23 protein-coding genes are annotated in these 18344 nt (G+C 53.2%); 17 read left to right on the top strand and 6 right to left on the bottom strand.

Features of this window, described 5'->3' with window-relative positions; genetic code table 11:
- Positions 1-6: 6 nt before the first annotated feature.
- The 17 genes from pduE to FCH32_RS03095 all read left to right on the top strand — a co-directional run bounded on the left by pduE (position 7) and on the right by FCH32_RS03095 (position 13292).
- Positions 7-525: a propanediol dehydratase small subunit PduE gene (gene pduE, locus FCH32_RS03175; protein WP_115258155.1), complete on the top strand. Its 519-nt coding sequence runs from the start codon at positions 7-9 to the stop codon at positions 523-525.
- A gap of 15 nt (positions 526-540) precedes the next feature.
- Positions 541-2373, top strand: a complete 1833-nt coding sequence (locus FCH32_RS03170; RefSeq protein WP_117343393.1) for a diol dehydratase reactivase subunit alpha — start codon at positions 541-543, stop codon at positions 2371-2373.
- Positions 2363-2713, top strand: coding sequence for a glycerol dehydratase reactivase beta/small subunit family protein (locus FCH32_RS03165; protein ID WP_096756647.1), 351 nt, complete (start codon positions 2363-2365; stop codon positions 2711-2713). Before FCH32_RS03170 ends, FCH32_RS03165 begins: the two co-directional genes overlap by 11 nt.
- 19 nt (positions 2714-2732) lie before the next feature.
- Positions 2733-3008 carry a propanediol utilization microcompartment protein PduJ gene (gene pduJ, locus FCH32_RS03160; RefSeq protein WP_001057752.1) on the top strand — a complete coding sequence of 92 codons (276 nt, stop codon included), beginning with the start codon at positions 2733-2735 and terminating at the stop codon, positions 3006-3008.
- A 23-nt stretch (positions 3009-3031) separates the two neighbouring features.
- Positions 3032-3496, top strand: a complete 465-nt coding sequence (locus FCH32_RS03155; RefSeq protein WP_096756646.1) for a BMC domain-containing protein — start codon at positions 3032-3034, stop codon at positions 3494-3496.
- The gene (locus FCH32_RS03150; protein WP_115258153.1) at positions 3496-4128 is read left to right on the top strand and encodes a phosphate propanoyltransferase; all 633 of its coding nucleotides are present in this window, start codon (positions 3496-3498) and stop codon (positions 4126-4128) included. The genes FCH32_RS03155 and FCH32_RS03150 overlap by 1 nt, the downstream gene beginning before the upstream one ends.
- Positions 4125-4616 carry a microcompartment protein PduM gene (gene pduM, locus FCH32_RS03145; RefSeq protein WP_115258152.1) on the top strand — a complete coding sequence of 164 codons (492 nt, stop codon included), beginning with the start codon at positions 4125-4127 and terminating at the stop codon, positions 4614-4616. Before FCH32_RS03150 ends, pduM begins: the two co-directional genes overlap by 4 nt.
- 3 nt (positions 4617-4619) lie before the next feature.
- On the top strand, positions 4620-4895 hold the full coding sequence (locus FCH32_RS03140; protein ID WP_096756643.1) for a EutN/CcmL family microcompartment protein: 276 nt from the start codon (positions 4620-4622) through the stop codon (positions 4893-4895).
- Between the two features lie 8 nt (positions 4896-4903).
- Positions 4904-5911: a two-domain cob(I)yrinic acid a,c-diamide adenosyltransferase PduO gene (pduO, locus tag FCH32_RS03135; RefSeq protein WP_135911851.1), complete on the top strand. Its 1008-nt coding sequence runs from the start codon at positions 4904-4906 to the stop codon at positions 5909-5911.
- Positions 5908-7293, top strand: a complete 1386-nt coding sequence (pduP, locus tag FCH32_RS03130) for a CoA-acylating propionaldehyde dehydrogenase PduP (protein ID WP_115258150.1) — start codon at positions 5908-5910, stop codon at positions 7291-7293. Before pduO ends, pduP begins: the two co-directional genes overlap by 4 nt.
- A gap of 10 nt (positions 7294-7303) precedes the next feature.
- The gene (locus FCH32_RS03125) at positions 7304-8416 is read left to right on the top strand and encodes a 1-propanol dehydrogenase PduQ (RefSeq protein ID WP_117343315.1); all 1113 of its coding nucleotides are present in this window, start codon (positions 7304-7306) and stop codon (positions 8414-8416) included.
- Positions 8413-9768, top strand: coding sequence for a cobalamin reductase PduS (gene pduS / locus FCH32_RS03120; protein WP_137362955.1), 1356 nt, complete (start codon positions 8413-8415; stop codon positions 9766-9768). The genes FCH32_RS03125 and pduS overlap by 4 nt, the downstream gene beginning before the upstream one ends.
- Before the next feature lie 2 nt (positions 9769-9770).
- A complete protein-coding gene (pduT, locus tag FCH32_RS03115) occupies positions 9771-10325 on the top strand; it encodes a propanediol utilization microcompartment protein PduT (protein ID WP_174360487.1) in 555 nt (184 codons plus the stop codon).
- Complete coding sequence (gene pduU / locus FCH32_RS03110; RefSeq protein WP_096756638.1) at positions 10325-10675, top strand: propanediol utilization microcompartment protein PduU; 351 nt, start codon at positions 10325-10327, stop codon at positions 10673-10675. Before pduT ends, pduU begins: the two co-directional genes overlap by 1 nt.
- Positions 10676-10679: 4 nt before the next feature.
- A complete protein-coding gene (gene pduV / locus FCH32_RS03105) occupies positions 10680-11132 on the top strand; it encodes a propanediol utilization protein PduV (protein WP_174360486.1) in 453 nt (150 codons plus the stop codon).
- Complete coding sequence (locus FCH32_RS03100; protein ID WP_137362956.1) at positions 11117-12331, top strand: acetate/propionate family kinase; 1215 nt, start codon at positions 11117-11119, stop codon at positions 12329-12331. The genes pduV and FCH32_RS03100 overlap by 16 nt, the downstream gene beginning before the upstream one ends.
- A gap of 94 nt (positions 12332-12425) precedes the next feature.
- On the top strand, positions 12426-13292 hold the full coding sequence (locus tag FCH32_RS03095) for an L-threonine kinase (protein ID WP_174360485.1): 867 nt from the start codon (positions 12426-12428) through the stop codon (positions 13290-13292).
- A 41-nt stretch (positions 13293-13333) separates the two neighbouring features.
- On the opposite strand, the gene FCH32_RS03090 is transcribed toward FCH32_RS03095, so the two are convergent.
- The 6 genes from FCH32_RS03090 to phsB form a co-directional block, all read right to left on the bottom strand.
- Positions 13334-13669, bottom strand: coding sequence for a DUF496 family protein (locus FCH32_RS03090; RefSeq protein ID WP_003834176.1), 336 nt, complete (start codon positions 13667-13669; stop codon positions 13334-13336).
- A 238-nt stretch (positions 13670-13907) separates the two neighbouring features.
- On the bottom strand, positions 13908-14966 hold the full coding sequence (locus FCH32_RS03085) for an FUSC family protein (RefSeq protein WP_115258144.1): 1059 nt from the start codon (positions 14964-14966) through the stop codon (positions 13908-13910).
- A 107-nt stretch (positions 14967-15073) separates the two neighbouring features.
- Positions 15074-15541: a DNA gyrase inhibitor SbmC gene (gene sbmC / locus FCH32_RS03080; protein WP_174360484.1), complete on the bottom strand. Its 468-nt coding sequence runs from the start codon at positions 15539-15541 to the stop codon at positions 15074-15076.
- Positions 15542-15665: 124 nt separating this feature from the next.
- Positions 15666-16838 (bottom strand): serine-type D-Ala-D-Ala carboxypeptidase DacD, encoded by a 1173-nt coding sequence (gene dacD / locus FCH32_RS03075; protein ID WP_135911846.1) that lies wholly within the window; start codon positions 16836-16838, stop codon positions 15666-15668.
- A 150-nt stretch (positions 16839-16988) separates the two neighbouring features.
- On the bottom strand, positions 16989-17756 hold the full coding sequence (gene phsC / locus FCH32_RS03070) for a thiosulfate reductase cytochrome B subunit (protein WP_117343307.1): 768 nt from the start codon (positions 17754-17756) through the stop codon (positions 16989-16991).
- Positions 17753-18331 carry a thiosulfate reductase electron transport protein PhsB gene (phsB, locus tag FCH32_RS03065; RefSeq protein ID WP_115258140.1) on the bottom strand — a complete coding sequence of 193 codons (579 nt, stop codon included), beginning with the start codon at positions 18329-18331 and terminating at the stop codon, positions 17753-17755. Before phsB ends, phsC begins: the two co-directional genes overlap by 4 nt.
- Between the last annotated feature and the right edge of the window lie 13 nt (positions 18332-18344).

Below are 18344 nucleotides of genomic sequence, written 5' to 3'. Positions count from 1 at the left end.
AACTCCATGAATACCGACGCAATTGAATCGATGGTTCGGGATGTGTTGAGCCGAATGAACAGTCTGCAGGGAGAGACCGTCACTCCAGCCGCGACTGGTTCATCAGCGCATACCGCGAAAGTGACGGATTACCCGCTCGCCAATAAACACCCTGAGTGGGTAAAAACCGCCACCAATAAAACGCTGGATGACTTCACACTCGAAAATGTGCTGAGCAATAAGGTCACCGCACAGGATATGCGTATCACACCAGAAACGCTGCGCATTCAGGCGGATATCGCCAAAGATGCCGGACGTGACAGGCTGGCGATGAACTTTGAACGTGCCGCAGAACTGACCGCGGTGCCTGACGATCGCATCCTTGAGATCTACAACGCCCTGCGCCCATACCGCTCAACCAAAGACGAGCTGATGGCCATCGCCGACGATCTCGAAAATCGTTATCAGGCAAAGATTTGCGCAGCCTTCGTACGTGAAGCAGCAGTGCTGTACGTCGAACGTAAGAAACTCAAAGGTGACGATTAATTTTAGGGAAAAATGATGCGATATATAGCTGGCATTGACATAGGCAACTCATCAACAGAAGTCGCTCTCGCGACTCTGGATGACGCTGGCACGCTGAGCATTACAACCAGCGCACTGGCAGAAACGACTGGAATTAAGGGCACGTTACGTAATGTGTTTGGTATTCAGGAGGCGCTTACGCTTGCAGCAAAAAATGCAGGCATCAATGTCAGCGATATTTCGCTCATCCGTATTAACGAAGCCACGCCGGTCATTGGTGATGTGGCGATGGAGACGATCACCGAAACCATCATCACCGAGTCGACCATGATCGGCCACAACCCTAAAACGCCTGGTGGGGTCGGGTTAGGTGTTGGCGTCACAATTACGCCGGAAGAGTTATTAACCCGTCCGGCGGATATGCCTTATATCCTGGTGGTGTCATCGGCATTCGATTTTGCCGATGTTGCTACCATGATTAATGCCTCCGTTCGCGCCGGATATCAGCTAACCGGCGTTATTTTGCAACAGGACGATGGCGTGCTGGTCAGCAACCGTCTTACTACGCCGCTGCCCATCGTCGACGAAGTGCGCTATATCGATCGGATCCCGTTAGGGATGCTGGCGGCCATTGAGGTCGCCATCCCCGGAAAGGTGATTGAAACGCTCTCTAATCCTTACGGGATTGCGACTGTTTTTAACCTGAATGCGGACGAGACCAAAAATATTGTCCCTATGGCACGTGCCCTGATTGGTAACCGCTCAGCGGTCGTCGTGAAAACACCGTCGGGCGATGTAAAAGCGCGAGCCATTCCTGCCGGAAACCTCGAACTCCAGTCGCAAGGACGTACTGTTCGCGTCGACGTTGCCGCAGGCGCGGAAGCCATTATGAAGGCGGTAGGCGAATGCCCACGGCTTGATAACGTTATCGGCGAAGCAGGAACCAATATTGGCGGCATGCTGGAACATGTACGCCAGACCATGGCGGAGTTAACCAACAAGCCCAGCCATGAAATCTTCATCCAGGATTTATTGGCAGTTGATACCTCCGTTCCCGTCAGCGTGACGGGGGGACTCGCCGGAGAGTTCTCGCTGGAACAGGCGGTGGGTATTGCCTCAATGGTGAAATCAGATCGCCTGCAAATGGCGATGATAGCCCAGGAGATCACGCAAAAGCTCAACATCGACGTTCAGGTAGGCGGCGCTGAAGCCGAAGCGGCCATCCTGGGTGCCCTCACTACGCCGGGCACAACGCGTCCGCTGGCCATTCTGGATCTCGGCGCAGGTTCCACCGACGCCTCAATCATTAATCCAAAAGGCGAAATTATTGCCACACACCTGGCGGGTGCGGGCGATATGGTCACGATGATTATTGCCCGTGAACTGGGACTGGAAGATCGTTACCTCGCCGAGGAGATCAAAAAATATCCGCTGGCGAAAGTAGAAAGCCTGTTCCACCTTCGCCACGAAGATGGCAGCGTTCAGTTCTTTCCTTCTCCCCTGCCGCCAACGGTATTCGCCCGGGTCTGTGTGGTGAAACCCGATGAACTGGTGCCATTACCTGGGGACCTGGCTCTGGAGAAAGTTCGCGTCATTCGCCGCAGCGCCAAGGAGCGCGTTTTTGTCACCAATGCGCTGAGAGCGCTTCGTCAGGTTAGCCCCACAGGAAATATTCGCGACATCCCGTTTGTGGTTCTGGTTGGTGGCTCTTCTCTGGACTTCGAAGTTCCACAGCTGGTAACGGATGCGCTGGCGCACTACCGCCTGGTTGCGGGTCGCGGCAATATTCGCGGTACCGAAGGCCCACGAAATGCTGTCGCAACTGGGCTTATCCTCTCCTGGTACAAGGCATTTGCTCATGGAAAGTAACCTCAGCGCACCGGCTATCGTGATCTTCACCCTGGGAGAGGACATGTCACTCTGGAATGACGTCCTGCTGGGTATTGAAGAAGAAGGGATCCCCTTTGTGGTTCAGGAGAGCCATTCCGCCGACATCATCCACAGCGCATGGCTGGCGGCATGTCAGTCACCGCTGCTCGTCGGCATTGGATGTAACCGGGAACAACTGGTTGTGCACTACAAAAATTTACCGACCTCAGCGCCACTTTTTACGCTGACGTATCAACAAGATAGCCACGCTCGTCGGCGCATCGGCAATAACGCTGCGCGGCTGGTTAAAGGCATTCCCTTCCGGGAATGCCACTCATAATCCACAGGAGAAAAGCAGTATGAATAACGCACTGGGACTGGTTGAAACAAAAGGGCTTGTCGGCGCTATTGAAGCCGCTGATGCCATGGTGAAATCCGCTAACGTGCAGTTGGTTGGTTACGAAAAAATTGGCTCGGGCCTTATCACCGTCATGGTTCGTGGGGATGTCGGCGCGGTTAAAGCTGCTGTAGACGCTGGCAGTGCTGCCGCAAGTGCCGTTGGCGAGGTGAAATCCTGCCACGTCATCCCGCGCCCACACAGCGACGTCGAAGCCATTTTACCTAAATCCGCTTAAACCGTTGCAACAAGGAGCACAGCGTGAAGCAATCACTGGGATTACTTGAAGTTAGTGGTCTGGCATTAGCCATCAGTTGCGCGGATGTCATGGCGAAAGCCGCCTCCATCACGCTGGTGGGCCTCGAAAAAACCAACGGCTCAGGCTGGACGGTGATCAAAATCATCGGGGATGTGGCCTCCGTGCAGGCGGCCATTTCCACCGGTGCCAGCTTTGCAGACCAGCGGGAAGGTCTGGTTGCGCACAAAGTCATTTCCAGACCCGGGGAAGGCATCCTTTCGCACAGCGTCGTTTCGACGCCTGAGCCCATCCCTGAACCCACACCTGTCGAGGTGGAAGTACAGGTGGTTGTGGAAAGTGAATTACCCGAAGCACCACAAGATACAGACCTGATTAGCTGCAATCTGTGTCTCGACCCTGCCTGTCCGCGCCAGAAGGGAGAGCCTCGCTCACTCTGCCTGCATTCTGGTAAACGAGGTGAAGCGTAATGGATAAACAGCAACTGGAGACTACGGTCAGTAAAGTACTGGATGAAATGCGCGAGCGCCCTATTCCACTGGGGATCTCTAATCGTCATATCCATCTTTGTGCTGAAGATTACGCTCGTTTGTTTCCCAATCAGCCCATCAGCGAGAAAAAAGGTCTGCTGCAGCCTGGACAATATGCCGCAGATCAGACCGTTACGCTGGTGGGTCCAAAAGGCCAGCTAAAAAATGTGCGTTTGCTGGGACCGCTGCGTAGCACCAGCCAGGTAGAAATCTCCCGCACCGACGCCCGCACGCTGGGTATCGCTGCGCCGTTGCGTATGTCCGGCAATATTCAGGGAACGCCGGGCATTCGCCTGGTGAGTCCTTTTGCTGAACTGGATATCTCATGCGGAGTGATTGTCGCCCAGCGGCACATTCATATGTCACCGCTTGATGCGCTGATCCTACGCGTGTCACATGGCGATAAAGTCTCCGTCGCCATCAATGGAGATGAACGCAGACTGATCTTCGATAACGTTGCCGTTCGCGTATCGCCGGATATGCGTCTTGAAATGCATATCGACACTGACGAAGCCAATGCTGCAGGGGCGGATAGCCCACAGGCATTCGCCACGCTGGTGAGCTCACGATGAACAATGAACTGCTGCAACGCATCATCGGGGAGGTCGTCTCCCGATTACAAAAACGCGCGGACAGTTCGCTCTCTCTGAGCGTCGCGCAGTTACGGGAAGCCGATCCCCGGGCGCTGGTTTGTCAGTACTCCGCTCTGATTATCGAGCACGCTGATTTACCGCTGCTGGCGCATATTGCGCAACACGATTCATCCGATGTGTCAGCGATCACTCTCCACGAGGCCCTGGCCTGTGGCGTTCGCGTGAAGATATCGCTGCAGCATCAATTGCTACCGGCGATCCCCGTACGAAAACTCGCGCGACTGCCGCTGGAGTTCAGTGATGAACGCGGGCAAACCATCATTCTGCATCCCGAGACGCTTTTAAGTTATGCCGATGTAGCCCGATTACAAGGTGGGTTTCTGGTGCTACGCCGTCGATGTGTTGTGACCGCACTGGCAAAAGAAACCGTCAGTATGCGCAATATCCAATTAATTAAGCAGGAGTGAACCATGCATCTGGCACGCGTTACAGGCGTCGTGGTATCCACGCAAAAATCACCGTCACTGGTTGGAAAAAAACTGTTACTGGTACGTCGGGTAACAGCCGACGGCGAACTACCGCAATCGCCAACAGCGGGTGACGAGGTCGCAGTTGACTCAGTAGGTGCCGGTACCGGTGAGCTGGTTTTACTCAGCAGCGGCTCCAGCGCCAGACACGTTTTTAGCGGCCCCAATGAGGCTATCGATCTGGCCATCGTTGGCATTGTCGACACGCTTTCTCGCTAGGAGGAACTATGGCGATTTATACCCGAACAGGCGATGCCGGTACGACAGCGCTCTTTAGCGGACAGCGCGTCAGTAAAACACACCCGCGCGTTGAGGCTTACGGCACGCTGGACGAACTCAACGCGGCGCTGAGCCTATGCGTCTGCGCGGCACAAAGCCCGCAACACCGTGTGTTACTTGAAGAAATTCAGTTACAGCTGTTTTGGTTCAGTGCCGAACTGGCCAGTGAAAGCGAACAGCCCACGCCCTCCCAACGCTACATCAGCTCGGAGGACATTGCAGCACTTGAGGCTGCCATCGATACCGCGATGGCGCGAGTGCCTCCCCTGCACAGTTTTATTTTGCCCGGACGCTGTGAAGCCGCCAGCCGTCTGCACTTCGCCCGCACGCTTGCCCGTCGCGCTGAAAGACGGCTTGTCGAACTCTCCACAGATGCCTCCATCCGACAGGTACTGATGCGCTATATCAACCGCCTGTCCGATTGCTTATATGCGCTCGCCAGGTCTGAAGATTATGACGCGCACCAAAACACGCTCATTCAGAAGGTGGCTGAGCGTTACGTGGCAGCGACCCAGACATCGGCAGTTCAGGAGTCTGCTATGTCATTGTCATTTCAGGAACTCCATCAGCTTACGCGTACGGCGGTAGCGCGTGCACAAGCACTCAAAGTTCCGGTTGTCATCAGCATTGTGGATGCAAACGGCACACAAACAGTGACCTGGCGCATGCCCGATGCCCTGCTCGTCAGTAGCGAGCTGGCACCGAAAAAAGCGTGGACCGCCGTGGCGATGAAAACCGCCACCCATGAACTGAGCTCAGCGGTGCAACCGGGCGCTGCACTTTACGGTCTGGAAAGCCATATGCAGGGAAAAGTCGTCACGTTTGGTGGCGGATACGCACTATGGCGAGAAGGTTTACTCCTTGGGGGTCTTGGCATCAGCGGAGGAAGCGTTGAGCAGGATATGGACATTGCAGAAACCGCCATTGCGGCGATTAACGTGAGAACACATCAATGAATACGTCAGAACTTGAAACCCTTATCCGCACTATTTTGACTGAACAGCTCGAACCGGCAAAAGCAGAGATAAAGGGTGGCGGTATTTTTCCATCCGTCGGTGAAGCAATCGATGCCGCGCATCAGGCCTTTTTACGTTATCAGCAATGCCCACTGAAAACCCGTAGTGCCATTATTAGCGCTCTGCGGGAAGAACTGACACCTCATCTGGCCTCGTTGGCGGCAGAAAGCGCAACCGAAACGGGAATGGGCAACAAAGAAGATAAATTTCTCAAAAATAAAGCCGCGCTGGATAACACCCCCGGTATTGAAGATCTAACCACAACCGCCCTCACCGGTGATGGCGGCATGGTGCTATTTGAATATTCCCCCTTTGGCGTAATGGGTTCCGTTGCTCCTAGCACCAACCCAACGGAAACCATTATTAACAACAGCATCAGTATGTTAGCTGCCGGGAATAGCGTTTACTTCAGCCCGCACCCGGGCGCTAAAGTGGTTTCACTCAAGCTGATTGCCATGATTGAAGATATTGCCTTCCGCTGCTGCGGGATCCGAAATCTTGTTGTCACAGTCACAGAACCCACTTTTGAAGCTACCCAGCAGATGATGGCGCACCCTAAAATCGCAGTTCTGGCGATTACCGGTGGCCCGGGCATTGTGGCTATGGGTATGAAAAGCGGGAAAAAAGTCATTGGTGCCGGTGCCGGGAACCCCCCCTGCATCGTTGATGAAACCGCCGATCTGGTTAAGGCCGCGGAAGACATCATCAACGGCGCATCGTTTGATTACAATCTGCCCTGCATTGCAGAGAAAAGCCTAATTGTTGTCGAAGCGGTTGCCGAACGACTGATTCAACAAATGCAGTCTTTTGGGGCGTTGCTGCTAAACAGCGAAGAAGTGGACAAACTACGCGCCACCTGTCTGCCAGAGGGAATGGCGAATAAGAAACTTGTCGGAAAAAGCCCGGCAACGTTACTGGAAGCGGCAGGTATACCCGTTCCAACAAAAGCGCCTCGTCTGTTGATAGGCGTCGTCAAGGCTGACGATGTGTGGGTTACCAGCGAACAGTTGATGCCCATGCTCCCTGTCGTGACGGTTAACGATTTTGACAGTGCGCTAACGTTGGCGCTGAAGGTTGAAGAGGGACTGCACCATACTGCCATTATGCACTCGCAAAATGTGTCGCGTTTGAATCTTGCTGCTCGCACGTTGCAAACGTCTATTTTTGTGAAAAATGGCCCCTCTTACGCCGGTATTGGCGTCGGCGGCGAAGGTTTCACCACCTTTACCATCGCCACCCCAACCGGTGAAGGGACAACGTCTGCGCGAACGTTTGCACGTTCTCGTCGTTGCGTGCTGACCAACGGTTTTTCTATCCGCTAATGAGGCCGTAATGAATAGCTTTTCACTGCAAACTCGATTGTACAGCGGCCAGGGCAGTTTGAGCGTGCTCAAACGCTTCACGAATAAGCATATCTGGATTATTTGCGATGGTTTTCTTGCGCGTTCGCCGCTGATTGCAACGCTGCGCGATGCGTTACCTGCGGATAATCGCATTAGCGTGTTCAGTGATATCACACCCGATCCCACCATCAATACGGTAGTACAAGGGATTGCGCAAATGCAGTCCCTGCGACCGGATGTAGTGATTGGCTTTGGTGGAGGGTCGGCGCTTGATGCAGCGAAAGCGATTGTCTGGTTCAGCCGTCAGTTTGGCATCGAAATCGAAACCTGTGTAGCCATCCCCACCACCAGCGGAACAGGCTCTGAAGTGACCAGCGCCTGCGTGATCGGCGATCCGGAGAAAGGCATTAAATATCCGTTATTTAATAATGCCCTCTACCCGGATATGGCGATCCTTGACCCAATGCTGGTGGTCAGCGTACCGCCTGCCATCACCGCCAATACCGGAATGGACGTGCTGACGCATGCGCTTGAAGCGTACGTTTCCACCAAGGCCAGCGACTTCACTGACGCGCTGGCTGAAAAAGCAGCGCAAATTGTCTTCCAGTATCTGCCCATCGCCGTCAGCAAAGGCGATTGCCTGACTACCCGAGGAAAGATGCACAACGCCTCAACCCTCGCGGGGATGGCGTTTAGCCAGGCTGGTCTTGGAATTAACCATGCCATAGCGCATCAGCTTGGCGGTCAGTTTCATCTGCCGCACGGCCTTGCTAACGCACTACTCCTGACCTCTGTGATTCACTTTAATGCCCGCGATCCCAGGGCCGCAAAACGGTATGCCCGCTTCGCGAAGGCCTGCCACTTATGCCCTGATAACGCAAACGATACGGCGGCACTCAATGCGCTAATTCATCATATTGAGCAACTCAAAAAACAGTGTGCGTTACCCTCTTTCACAGACGCGCTCAAAGACGGAAAGCAAACCTGGTCACAGCGTATTCCCTCGATGGTTCAGGCGGCTCTGGCGGATGCCACGCTGCAAACGAATCCCCGCGATGCTGATGCCGCTGCCATCCAGGAACTGCTTGAGGAATTATTATGAATACAGCCATGACGGCTGAACCCATTTGTTATGATGCTCAGACAATACGCGATCGCGTGCGCGCTGCAGGTGTAGTGGGAGCCGGTGGTGCCGGCTTTCCTGCCCATGTAAAACTGCAGGCGCAGGTCGATACGTTTCTGGTCAATGCTGCAGAATGCGAGCCGATGCTGAAGGTTGATCAGCAATTAATGGCCGTGCAGGCGGCCCGACTGATACGCGGCGTGCAGTATGCCATGAAGACCACTGGCGCCAGCGCCGGCATTATCGCCCTTAAAGAAAAATATCAGAAAGCCATCAGTGCGTTAACACCTCTCCTGCCCGCCGATATCAGGTTACACATTTTGCCTGATGTCTACCCGGCTGGCGATGAAGTGCTGACAATCTGGATGGCAACCGGACGGCGGGTGCCTCCTGCTGCTCTCCCGGTTAGTGTGGGCGTGGTGGTCAATAACGTCCAGACCGTACTTAACATCGCACGAGCCGTTGAACAGCAGTTCCCCGTTACGCGTCGTACATTAACCGTCAATGGCGCAGTTGCCCGGCCGGTTACCCTGACCGTACCTGTCGGTATGTCGCTGCGCGAAGTGCTGGCATTGGCTGGCGGCGCTACCGTCGATGACCCCGGATTTATTAACGGCGGTCCGATGATGGGCGGTCTGATTACTTCTCTGGATACGCCAGTCAGTAAAACGACCGGTGGCCTGCTGGTACTACCGAAATCCCATGCGCTGATCCAGCGACGGATGCAGGATGAACGGACCGTGCTCTCAGTTGCCAAAACCGTCTGCGAGCAGTGCCGCTTGTGCACGGATCTGTGTCCACGACACTTGATTGGTCATGAACTCTCACCACATTTGCTGGTTCGCGCGGTCAACTATCAGCAGGCCGCCACACCGCAATTACTGCTCACCGCCCTGACTTGCTCAGAATGCAACGTCTGTGAAAGCGTGGCCTGTCCGGTGGGGATTTCTCCGATGCGCATTAACCGCATGCTCAAACGCGAGCTACGTGCGCTCAATCATCGTTATGAAGGCCCGTTAAACCCTGAAGATGAAATGGCGAAGTACCGTCTGATTCCGGTGAAACGGCTTATTACCAAACTGGGTCTCAGTGACTGGTATCACGATGCACCATTAGACCAGACAGATCATCCCACTGAAAAAACAACGTTGTTGTTACGCCAGCATATTGGTGCCAGTGCCATTCCTTGTGTGCAAAAAGGGGAGCGCGTTGTGCGCGGCCAATGTGTTGCAGAGATCCCCGAGGGCGCATTAGGTGCGCAGGTTCACGCCAGTATTGACGGTATTGTCAGCGAAATCACAGATCAGTCCATCACGGTAATAAGAGGTTAACCATGTCTCAGGCTATAGGGATTTTAGAACTCACCAGCATTGCCAAAGGAATGGAAGCCGGCGATGCGATGCTGAAAAGCGCTAATGTGAATTTGCTGGTCAGTAAAACCATCTGCCCGGGAAAATTTTTGCTGATGCTGGGTGGTGACGTTGGCGCAATACAGCAGGCCATTGCCACAGGAACCTCACTTGCTGGAGATATGCTCGTCGACAGCCTGGTCCTGCCTAACATTCATGCCAGCGTTCTGCCGGCGATCAGCGGACTCAATAGTGTAGATAAACGTCAGGCGGTAGGGATTGTTGAAACCTGGAGCGTTGCGGCTTGTATTTGTGCCGCCGACCGCGCGGTAAAAGCCTCCAATATCACGCTGGTAAGAGTGCATATGGCGTTTGGTATTGGCGGTAAGTGCTACATGGTTGTCGCGGGCGATGTTTCCGATGTGAATAACGCCGTGACGGTCGCCAGCGAAAGTGCTGGTGAAAAAGGTCTGCTGGTCTATCGCTCGGTGATCCCACGTCCGCATGAAAGCATGTGGCGCCAAATGGTGGAGGGGTGATGGAAATGCAGCCGACGACGGATCGTATGATTCAGGAATATGTGCCCGGAAAACAGGTCACACTGGCGCATCTTATTGCTAATCCTGGTAAAGATTTGTTCAAGAAACTGGGCTTGCAGGATTCAGTCTCGGCGATTGGCATTTTAACTATTACGCCCAGCGAAGCCTCCATTATCGCCTGTGATATCGCCACTAAATCGGGTGCAGTAGAGATTGGTTTTCTGGACCGCTTTACCGGCGCAGTCGTATTAACCGGTGATGTTTCGGCCGTTGAGTACGCGCTGAAACAAGTTACCCGCACGCTGGGCGAAATGATGCGTTTTACCGCCTGCCCGATTACGCGGACATGACGTAATGAAACGCATCATGTTCATTGGACCCAGCCAAAGTGGGAAAACATCGCTCACCCAGTGTATGCGTGGCGAAGCGCTTCATTATCAGAAAACCCAGGCTATCGTCTGGTCTCCCACGGCGATAGACACACCTGGGGAATATCTGGAGAACCGCTGCCTGTACAGTGCGCTGCTGGTCAGCGCCTGTGAAGCCGACGTTATCGCGCTGGTGCTCAGCGCTGACGCGCCCTGGTCACCTTTTTCTCCTGGATTTACCGGCCCCATGAACCGGCCCGTTATCGGTCTGGTGACCAAAGCCGATTTAGCTAACCCGCAGCAGATTGCCCTCGTCGAGGGTTGGTTGATGCAGGCCGGGGCGCAAAACGTTTTTATTACCAGCGCGGTGAACAATACCGGCGTTGATGAGATGTTCAATTTTCTGCACGCAAAGGAACCGTCATGTCTCACAAAATAATGGCCATTAACGCAGGCAGCTCTTCTCTGAAGTTTCAGTTACTGGCGATGCCACAGGGCGAGATGCTCTGTCAGGGGCTGCTCGAGCGCATCGGGATGCCTGATGCAAAGGTCACGATAAAAACTCCGGTGCAAAAATGGCAGGAAACACTGCCGATTGCCGATCACCGTGAAGCGGTAACGCTGTTACTGGAAAAACTGCTCAGTCACAGCATCATTAATAGCTTACAAGACATAGACGGTGTTGGGCATCGCGTCGCACACGGCGGAGAATCCTTTAAAGATTCAGTTTTAGTCACCGATGAATCGCTGGCAGAAATAGAACGTCTGGCAGAACTGGCTCCGTTGCATAACCCGGTTAATGCGTTGGGCATTGCTGTTTTTCGCCAACTGTTACCGGCGACACCTGCTGTAGCAGTTTTCGATACGGCCTTCCATCAGACACTCGACGAGCCTTCTTTTATTTATCCCCTGCCCTGGCGTTATTATTCGGAGCTGGGTATTCGTCGCTACGGCTTCCATGGTACCAGCCACAAATACGTCAGCCATACGCTGGCTGAAAAACTGGGCGTGCCGCTCAGCGCTCTACGAGTTGTGTGTTGCCATCTGGGCAACGGCAGCAGCATCTGCGCCATCAAGGGCGGACAATCCGTTAATACGTCAATGGGCTTTACCCCACAGTCTGGTGTGATGATGGGCACCCGTAGCGGCGACATCGATCCGTCCATTTTGCCGTGGATTGCCCAGCGTGAAGGTAAAACGCCACAGCAGCTAAATCAGCTACTCAACAACGAGTCGGGGTTACTTGGCGTATCCGGCATATCACCTGACTACCGTGACGTGGAACAGGCGGCTGATAGCGGAAACCGTCAGGCAGCGCTGGCGCTGACGCTGTTTGCCGAACGAATTCGAGCCACCATTGGCAGCTACATTATGCAAATGGGCGGTCTGGATGCGCTGGTGTTTACCGGTGGTATCGGCGAAAACTCTGCTCGTGCCCGGGCAGCAATTTGCCACAACCTCAATTTCTTAGGGCTGGCGGTAGATGAGGACAAAAACCAACGTAATGCGACCTTCATTCAGACAGAAAACGCGATGGTCAAAGTGGCCGTCATCAATACCAACGAAGAGCTGATGATCGCGCAAGACGTAATGCGTATAGCGATTGCAGAAACTGTGACGCTGAGCATTCCCGCTTAACACTGCTGTGCCGCAGATTGCGGCACATCATGGTAATAGCGCGATCGCCATGACACTATGCGCCGAAGATTGCTAATCACAAAGGTGAAAAGACGTGGCTGTTGCGCAATGCCCCGCATCATGCGGAGAACTTATCCAGGGCTGGATTCTGGGCAGCGAGAAATTGGTCTCCTGCCCGGTTGAATGGTACAGCACCGTTGAAGTCAGCTCCGGATCGCCGCTTGCCGATGAGCGGCCTCTTTCACGGTCGATGGTTGACCGCTTGTTGCAGCACTGGCAATATCCGGCACATGTCAGTCAGGATATTCGTATTGATATCCACTCTACGATCCCCATCGCCAAAGGGATGGCCAGCAGTACGGCAGATATTGCCGCCACCGCCATCGCTACCGCCCACCATCTGGGCCATCAGTTAGATGAAGCCACGTTAGCGCAGCTTTGCGTTTCGCTCGAACCTACCGACAGCACCGTTTTTCGCCAGTTAACGCTTTTTGATCATAACGACGCATCCACTCAGATCGCCTGTGAAGCGCAGCCCCACCTCGACCTGCTGGTTCTCGAAAGTCCGGAAACGTTACGCACGGCAGACTATCACCGGATCCCGCGCCAGGCCGGATTACAAGCTGGTGTGCCTGCCCTCAAACGAGCATGGGAAAAAGTACAGGAAGCTTGCTCAAGTCAAAACCCGTACCGGATGGGCGAAGCGGCCACGCTAAGCGCCATTGCCAGCCAGATGTTGTTGCCAAAACCGGATTTCGATTCGTTATTATCGCTGGTTGAAGAATGTGATTTATACGGTGTGAACGTTGCCCACAGCGGCAGCGTGGTTGGCCTGATGCTGGACAGAACGCGTCATGACATTGACTACATCAAATGGATGCTGGTGCAGAAAAAACTGACTACACACTGGCCGGAACAGCATTTGCTACGGATGGTAACGGGTGGGGTTGAATTACAGTAGGGACGATAGGGGCCGCATTACGCCCCTATCGTTTGCAACAATTACTCTGCTTTCGCTTCGCCGTTTTTCACTTCGCCCATGGCTTTGAGCTTTTTAGAAATGTCGCGACGCTCTTTAGAGATCTCGGCATTTTTGATGATGTAATCATCCACGCGATCTTCATAGTCGCTTTTCATGCTGGCAATAATGCCCTGGATCGCTTCAACGCTCATACCTGGCTTGATGTAGTCGCTCAGGTTGTCCAGCAGCAGGACACGTTTCTGGTTGTCACGGATCTTTTTCTCAACGTCCTGGATTTCACGTTGCAGTTTGTTCTTACGACGGAACAGACGAACAAATTCCAGTACGTCCTGGAAAGAAGGCTTGGTAGTTTCCATTTTTACACCCCTGATAATGTGAGATTCGGATTCGTTTAAACAACGGCTAAAGTGGGTCAACATTACTTTCATGCCCGCCATACTTCAAGTTGCATCTGCATTGACAATACACGGTTGAAACCTGAATTATCGAGGGTAAAGCCATTGCAGTTACCAATGGTTTTAGCCTTTTTCAGTATCATACCCTTAATCGTTGCTGAATCGAAGCAGCAGTAGAACCAATCCCCTCATCTGCGCTTTATTTGCGCAAAGCACGACAGATTAAATGTGAGAGGAGTTCCAGCTGTCGTGCCATCTCCATATTCAGCCAGACATAACCATGAATAGGCGTTTCTGCAACGTTGTCGCCCTTATGTTCATCAATCAGCTGACGCATCTCGGTCACCGTATCATTGAGTTTTTCGGTGTTGGCAAGCACCGGTTGCGGATTACCTTCATAGAGAGCGTGCGTTATCGTCAGCAGTGCCTGTTGCATTCTGAGCTGAGTTTCACGCAGCGTATGCGCATTCAACATCACAAAATGACTGGACCGCGTTGCCCACAGCGCGTTGATTTGCAGTTCAAGCATGCACACCAGATTTCGATTAATCGTTTGAATGGCTTCAAAAACTGATTTTTGAATGCGCGTTTCTTTGCTGGCCGGAATGATTAAGCCGCGCATTTTAACGACGTCACTCAGCAACTGCTGTAAGTGCTTATCCAGCCGGGGTTGTTCAAGTAAGTTGGGTGATAGCGCGGCCTGATATACACGGTTATAGCCGGTAATGCAGTGCGCCAGTTGGATACGCCAGTGTATAAATGCGCGTTGCGGCCAGATCCAGGTAAACAGCATTGCCAGTAGCGAGCCGAGAATCACATCCCCCCCGCGCCAGAGTGCCGTGTTCATATCGCCCGCAGGTGCGCCAACCACGACGGCCAGCGTGATGCCGATCAGCAGCGCTTGATACGGTTTTTTACCCAATGCCAGCCAACCGCACAGGAACATCGCCACCGCACACCATATCAGCATCAGCGGCAATGAAAAGAGCTCCAGCCGGAGCGCCACCAGCCCAAGGACCGAACCCAGAATCGTGCCACCAATACGCTCAAAAGCTCGGGGGACGACATTGCCCCAAAAGGAAATCGGCCCCATGATCACCACCAGCGTGATCAGAGGCCAGGTACCTTCAGGGATGTCCAGCAGGCGAACCAGCAGAAAAGTGAGAAGAAACGCCAGCGAGATGCGAATACCATGCACCACACGATAATGACGATACAAGCGAATTTCAAAAGGACTCAGTGACTTATCTGCACGCACTCATGCACTCCGTCAGGGAATAGCAAAGAACAGAATTGTACCTGTTTTTTCAGTGAAAACATCACCGTTATCAACAGGCCTTTTATCCTGATTCACACCCAAAACCGTTACTTCGCCTGCACCGGCACGTACATTTCAATATCCCAGTATCCGTCCTCCACACCATTGTTTCGGTAAATTTCAAAACACGATTTGGCCGATAACTGCCAGGACGAATCCTGCAACAGACGGTCAAAAAACTGATACCAGGGTGTGGCAAAGTCATGGTTTTCAACACGGGCAACGGCCACGGCATAGTCGCCGCCCGCCAGTTCAGTCAGGATCACCCCTTCGCTGTTTTCCGGGATCTCAAAACCTTCAGGCACTGAAACTACGGTATCGCAGCGCAGTTTATCTGCCGGAACCACGTCTGGGTTGTCGTAATAGACGGCTATCCATTCCAGCGGCACAATCTGGTTACCGTCGACCCACATAACCAGCTGTTCAAACCCCTGCTTTACCGTGTGTTCCCACGGTCCAACCATGTGAAACCCGGCAATCCTGCGTCTTTCTACCTGCTTTATCTCATACTCCATATAACCTCCCGCATGGTACTGTATAAAAATACAGTATAATTTCTGCGTATTACGGCCTCAAGGAAATAGTGATTATTATGTGAGCAGATTCGCAGTCTTGCCAGTTTGGTGCACAAACAGAAATCTACACCTTATGGTGAAAATAATCGCTCAGGCGCGAAAACACGCCCCCCTCACCGACTGACTCCAGCGTCATCAGCGGCCAATGTGCCACCAGCTGATCCCGGTCGTAGAGTTCAATTTCGCCCACGCGCTGATGTGCGGCAATGGGGGCGACCAGCTCTTTCTTATCAAGCACATACTTTGCTTTAATATTCGCCACTTCGGCTTTAGGCAACGCCATCCAAAAATCCTGCTCGGTACCGAGACTGATTTTTTCTTTATCGCCATACCAGATCCGCTCAACGCCTACCTGCTTACCACTTCGCAGAACCTGCACTGTGTCAAAGTTTTGCTGTCCCCATTGCAGCAGCTTACGCGCCTGATCTTCACGCCCCTTCGCACTCTCGGCCCCCATTACAACGGCGATTAATCGACGCTGTCCGTCTACCGCAGATGCAATCAGGTTAAACCCGGCACCAGAGGTATGTCCCGTCTTTAGCCCATCCACGTTCAGGGTTTTATCCCACAATAAACCGTTACGATTCTGCTGGGTGATGCCGTTCCAGGTGAGGCTCTTCTCGCTGTACATATGATAGAAATCAGGCTCGCCGTGAATGATAGCCCTCGATAACACAGCCAGATCGTAAGCCGAACTGTGCTGGCCTGGGGCATCCAGTCCGTGCACCGTTTCAAAATGGGTGTCCTGCAACTTCAGCTTTTGCACATAACTGTTCATCATCGCGACAAACTGTGGCTGCCCACCGGCGATATAGTCCGCCAGCGCAACGCAGGCATCGTTGCCGGAATCGACAATTAAGCCGCGACTTAAATCACGTACTGAAACGCGGTCACCTTGTTTTAGAAACATTAACGATGAACCGACAAATACCGGATTGTCTTTCGCCCACGCGTCACGCCCAACGGTGACAATATCTGACGGGCTAATACGCTGGCTGTCGATGGCGCGGTCAACAACATAGCCGGTCATCAGCTTGGTCAGACTGGCGGGGTTGCGCTGCTGGTGCTCATTACCTGCGGTAAGAATTTGGCCTGTGGTGTAATCCATCAGCACCCACGCACCCGCATTGATAGCCGGAGGTTGGGGAGCAAAACTGGCGACATCCGCCGCAAAAGCGGAGGAAAAACTCATCGCGAAAAGGGAAGCGGTAATAAACAAACGGCGTTTCAACAGCATGTCCTCAGGAAAAGGAAAAATAGCCGTTCTTTTTACGGAAATTCTGAAGAACAAACAGGGATAAATTGCAAGAAAATGTGACTTAAGGCACATTTTCTTGCAATGGAATGCAGGTATCAGATAAACGGGTAGTGATAAATTCGCACTACATTACCCTTTACGCGGTGATACATCTGCGTGATGGCTGCGATGCCGGTGATAGCCGTCGATCATGCTGCGAAAGATTTGCCCCGGCGTGTCGCCCAGTGTGCACAGGTAGATATGCGCACAAATAAACAGAATGCCAATAATCGCCAACGCCATATGCAACACCAGCATAACCGGACCTGCGCCGATAACTTGTGGGTAAAGACACAGCAAACCGGTGATGATCAACAGCGGTACCAGCGCATACATGATGGCCAGATAGGCCAGTTGTTGTAGCGGGTTAAATTTACTCTCTGCCGTCGCGGCAAACGGATGCGCTTCACCCTTCATTATCCCATACAGGTAAAAGCGTGTTTGCTGCAGGCAGCGCGAAATAAGTCCGCTACATTTCACCCGATAGTGGCAGCCGTTGCCGGTAGTGGCATTTATCAGCACGAAACCCACCCAGAAGGCCAGTAATGCAAAGCCACACCAGGTGTGTACCTGCACCATGAGCGCCACCGGCCCTATCGAAAAGTGACCAAACAACCCGCTTACCAGCAGCAGAACGAACAACAGCGCATTTCCCCAGTGCCAGCGGCGGACCGCTAACGAGTAGAGGTAATCACGATGCTCTTCACCGGTTGCGGTTTTAGGTGCCAGCATCCGGCGCAGCAGCGCGTGCGCCACCAGACCCACAATCATCAGCAGGATGACCACACCTGCGTAAATGAGCCACAGCGGCCAGTAGTCCGGCGCATAGTTAAGCTCTGCTCCCCAGATAGCATTCATACTTTCCCCTCCTGATGATACTCTTTACGCCGATAAAGACTCACCTCACCACTGCGCGTATCCTGCTGGCGATATACCTCTTTTTGACTTATCCAGTGCTGGATCTCCGGGTCGTCGCGGCGGCCAAACTTCAGCGCATCGGTTGGACAAACAGAAACACAGGCCGGCGCTTGCCCGGCATCGAGGCGGGTATCTGCACAAAAATTGCATTTGTCAGCGATACTCGTTTGCGGATTCAGATAACGCACATGGAACGGGCAGGCCGCAACACAATAGTCGCAACCAATACAGCGCGACTTGTCCACCTGCACAATACCGTTTTCGTCACGAAATGAAGCACCGGTCGGGCAAACGCTCACGCAGGGCGCATCTTCACAGTGCTGGCAAGAAACCCGCACAAACTGAAAATGAGACAGGACGTCTGACTCTTTTTCCGGGGTGCGGATCTGCACCTGCAGGCGGCTGTACCCCTCCGGCACATCGTTCAGAACCTTGCAGGCAACCGTACATGCCTGGCAGCCAATGCAGCGTTTTTCGTCATGCAGCATGACATAGGGATTTGTGGATTGATTCATGATGTTCTCCTTG

The organism is Citrobacter gillenii, assembly GCF_013337685.1.
In the GTDB taxonomy this organism is placed as follows: Bacteria; Pseudomonadota; Gammaproteobacteria; order Enterobacterales; family Enterobacteriaceae; genus Citrobacter; species Citrobacter gillenii.
Note: the sequence above shows the minus strand (reverse complement) of the source record. Positions and strands in the feature narration are given on the sequence as shown.

Excerpts from the sequence above, each read along its gene's own strand:
- pduE (WP_115258155.1), top strand. The coding sequence starts at position 7 with ATGAATACCGACGCAATTGAATCGATGGTTCGGGATGTGTTGAGCCGA.
- FCH32_RS03170 (WP_117343393.1), top strand. The coding sequence starts at position 541 with ATGCGATATATAGCTGGCATTGACATAGGCAACTCATCAACAGAAGTC.
- FCH32_RS03165 (WP_096756647.1), top strand. The coding sequence starts at position 2,363 with ATGGAAAGTAACCTCAGCGCACCGGCTATCGTGATCTTCACCCTGGGA.
- pduJ (WP_001057752.1), top strand. The coding sequence starts at position 2,733 with ATGAATAACGCACTGGGACTGGTTGAAACAAAAGGGCTTGTCGGCGCT.
- FCH32_RS03150 (WP_115258153.1), top strand. The coding sequence starts at position 3,496 with ATGGATAAACAGCAACTGGAGACTACGGTCAGTAAAGTACTGGATGAA.
- pduM (WP_115258152.1), top strand. The coding sequence starts at position 4,125 with ATGAACAATGAACTGCTGCAACGCATCATCGGGGAGGTCGTCTCCCGA.
- FCH32_RS03140 (WP_096756643.1), top strand. The coding sequence starts at position 4,620 with ATGCATCTGGCACGCGTTACAGGCGTCGTGGTATCCACGCAAAAATCA.
- pduO (WP_135911851.1), top strand. The coding sequence starts at position 4,904 with ATGGCGATTTATACCCGAACAGGCGATGCCGGTACGACAGCGCTCTTT.
- pduP (WP_115258150.1), top strand. The coding sequence starts at position 5,908 with ATGAATACGTCAGAACTTGAAACCCTTATCCGCACTATTTTGACTGAA.
- FCH32_RS03125 (WP_117343315.1), top strand. The coding sequence starts at position 7,304 with ATGAATAGCTTTTCACTGCAAACTCGATTGTACAGCGGCCAGGGCAGT.
- pduS (WP_137362955.1), top strand. The coding sequence starts at position 8,413 with ATGAATACAGCCATGACGGCTGAACCCATTTGTTATGATGCTCAGACA.
- pduT (WP_174360487.1), top strand. The coding sequence starts at position 9,771 with ATGTCTCAGGCTATAGGGATTTTAGAACTCACCAGCATTGCCAAAGGA.
- pduU (WP_096756638.1), top strand. The coding sequence starts at position 10,325 with ATGGAAATGCAGCCGACGACGGATCGTATGATTCAGGAATATGTGCCC.
- pduV (WP_174360486.1), top strand. The coding sequence starts at position 10,680 with ATGAAACGCATCATGTTCATTGGACCCAGCCAAAGTGGGAAAACATCG.
- FCH32_RS03100 (WP_137362956.1), top strand. The coding sequence starts at position 11,117 with ATGTCTCACAAAATAATGGCCATTAACGCAGGCAGCTCTTCTCTGAAG.
- FCH32_RS03090 (WP_003834176.1), bottom strand. The coding sequence starts at position 13,669 with ATGGAAACTACCAAGCCTTCTTTCCAGGACGTACTGGAATTTGTTCGT.
- sbmC (WP_174360484.1), bottom strand. The coding sequence starts at position 15,541 with ATGGAGTATGAGATAAAGCAGGTAGAAAGACGCAGGATTGCCGGGTTT.
- dacD (WP_135911846.1), bottom strand. The coding sequence starts at position 16,838 with ATGCTGTTGAAACGCCGTTTGTTTATTACCGCTTCCCTTTTCGCGATG.
- phsC (WP_117343307.1), bottom strand. The coding sequence starts at position 17,756 with ATGAATGCTATCTGGGGAGCAGAGCTTAACTATGCGCCGGACTACTGG.
- phsB (WP_115258140.1), bottom strand. The coding sequence starts at position 18,331 with ATGAATCAATCCACAAATCCCTATGTCATGCTGCATGACGAAAAACGC.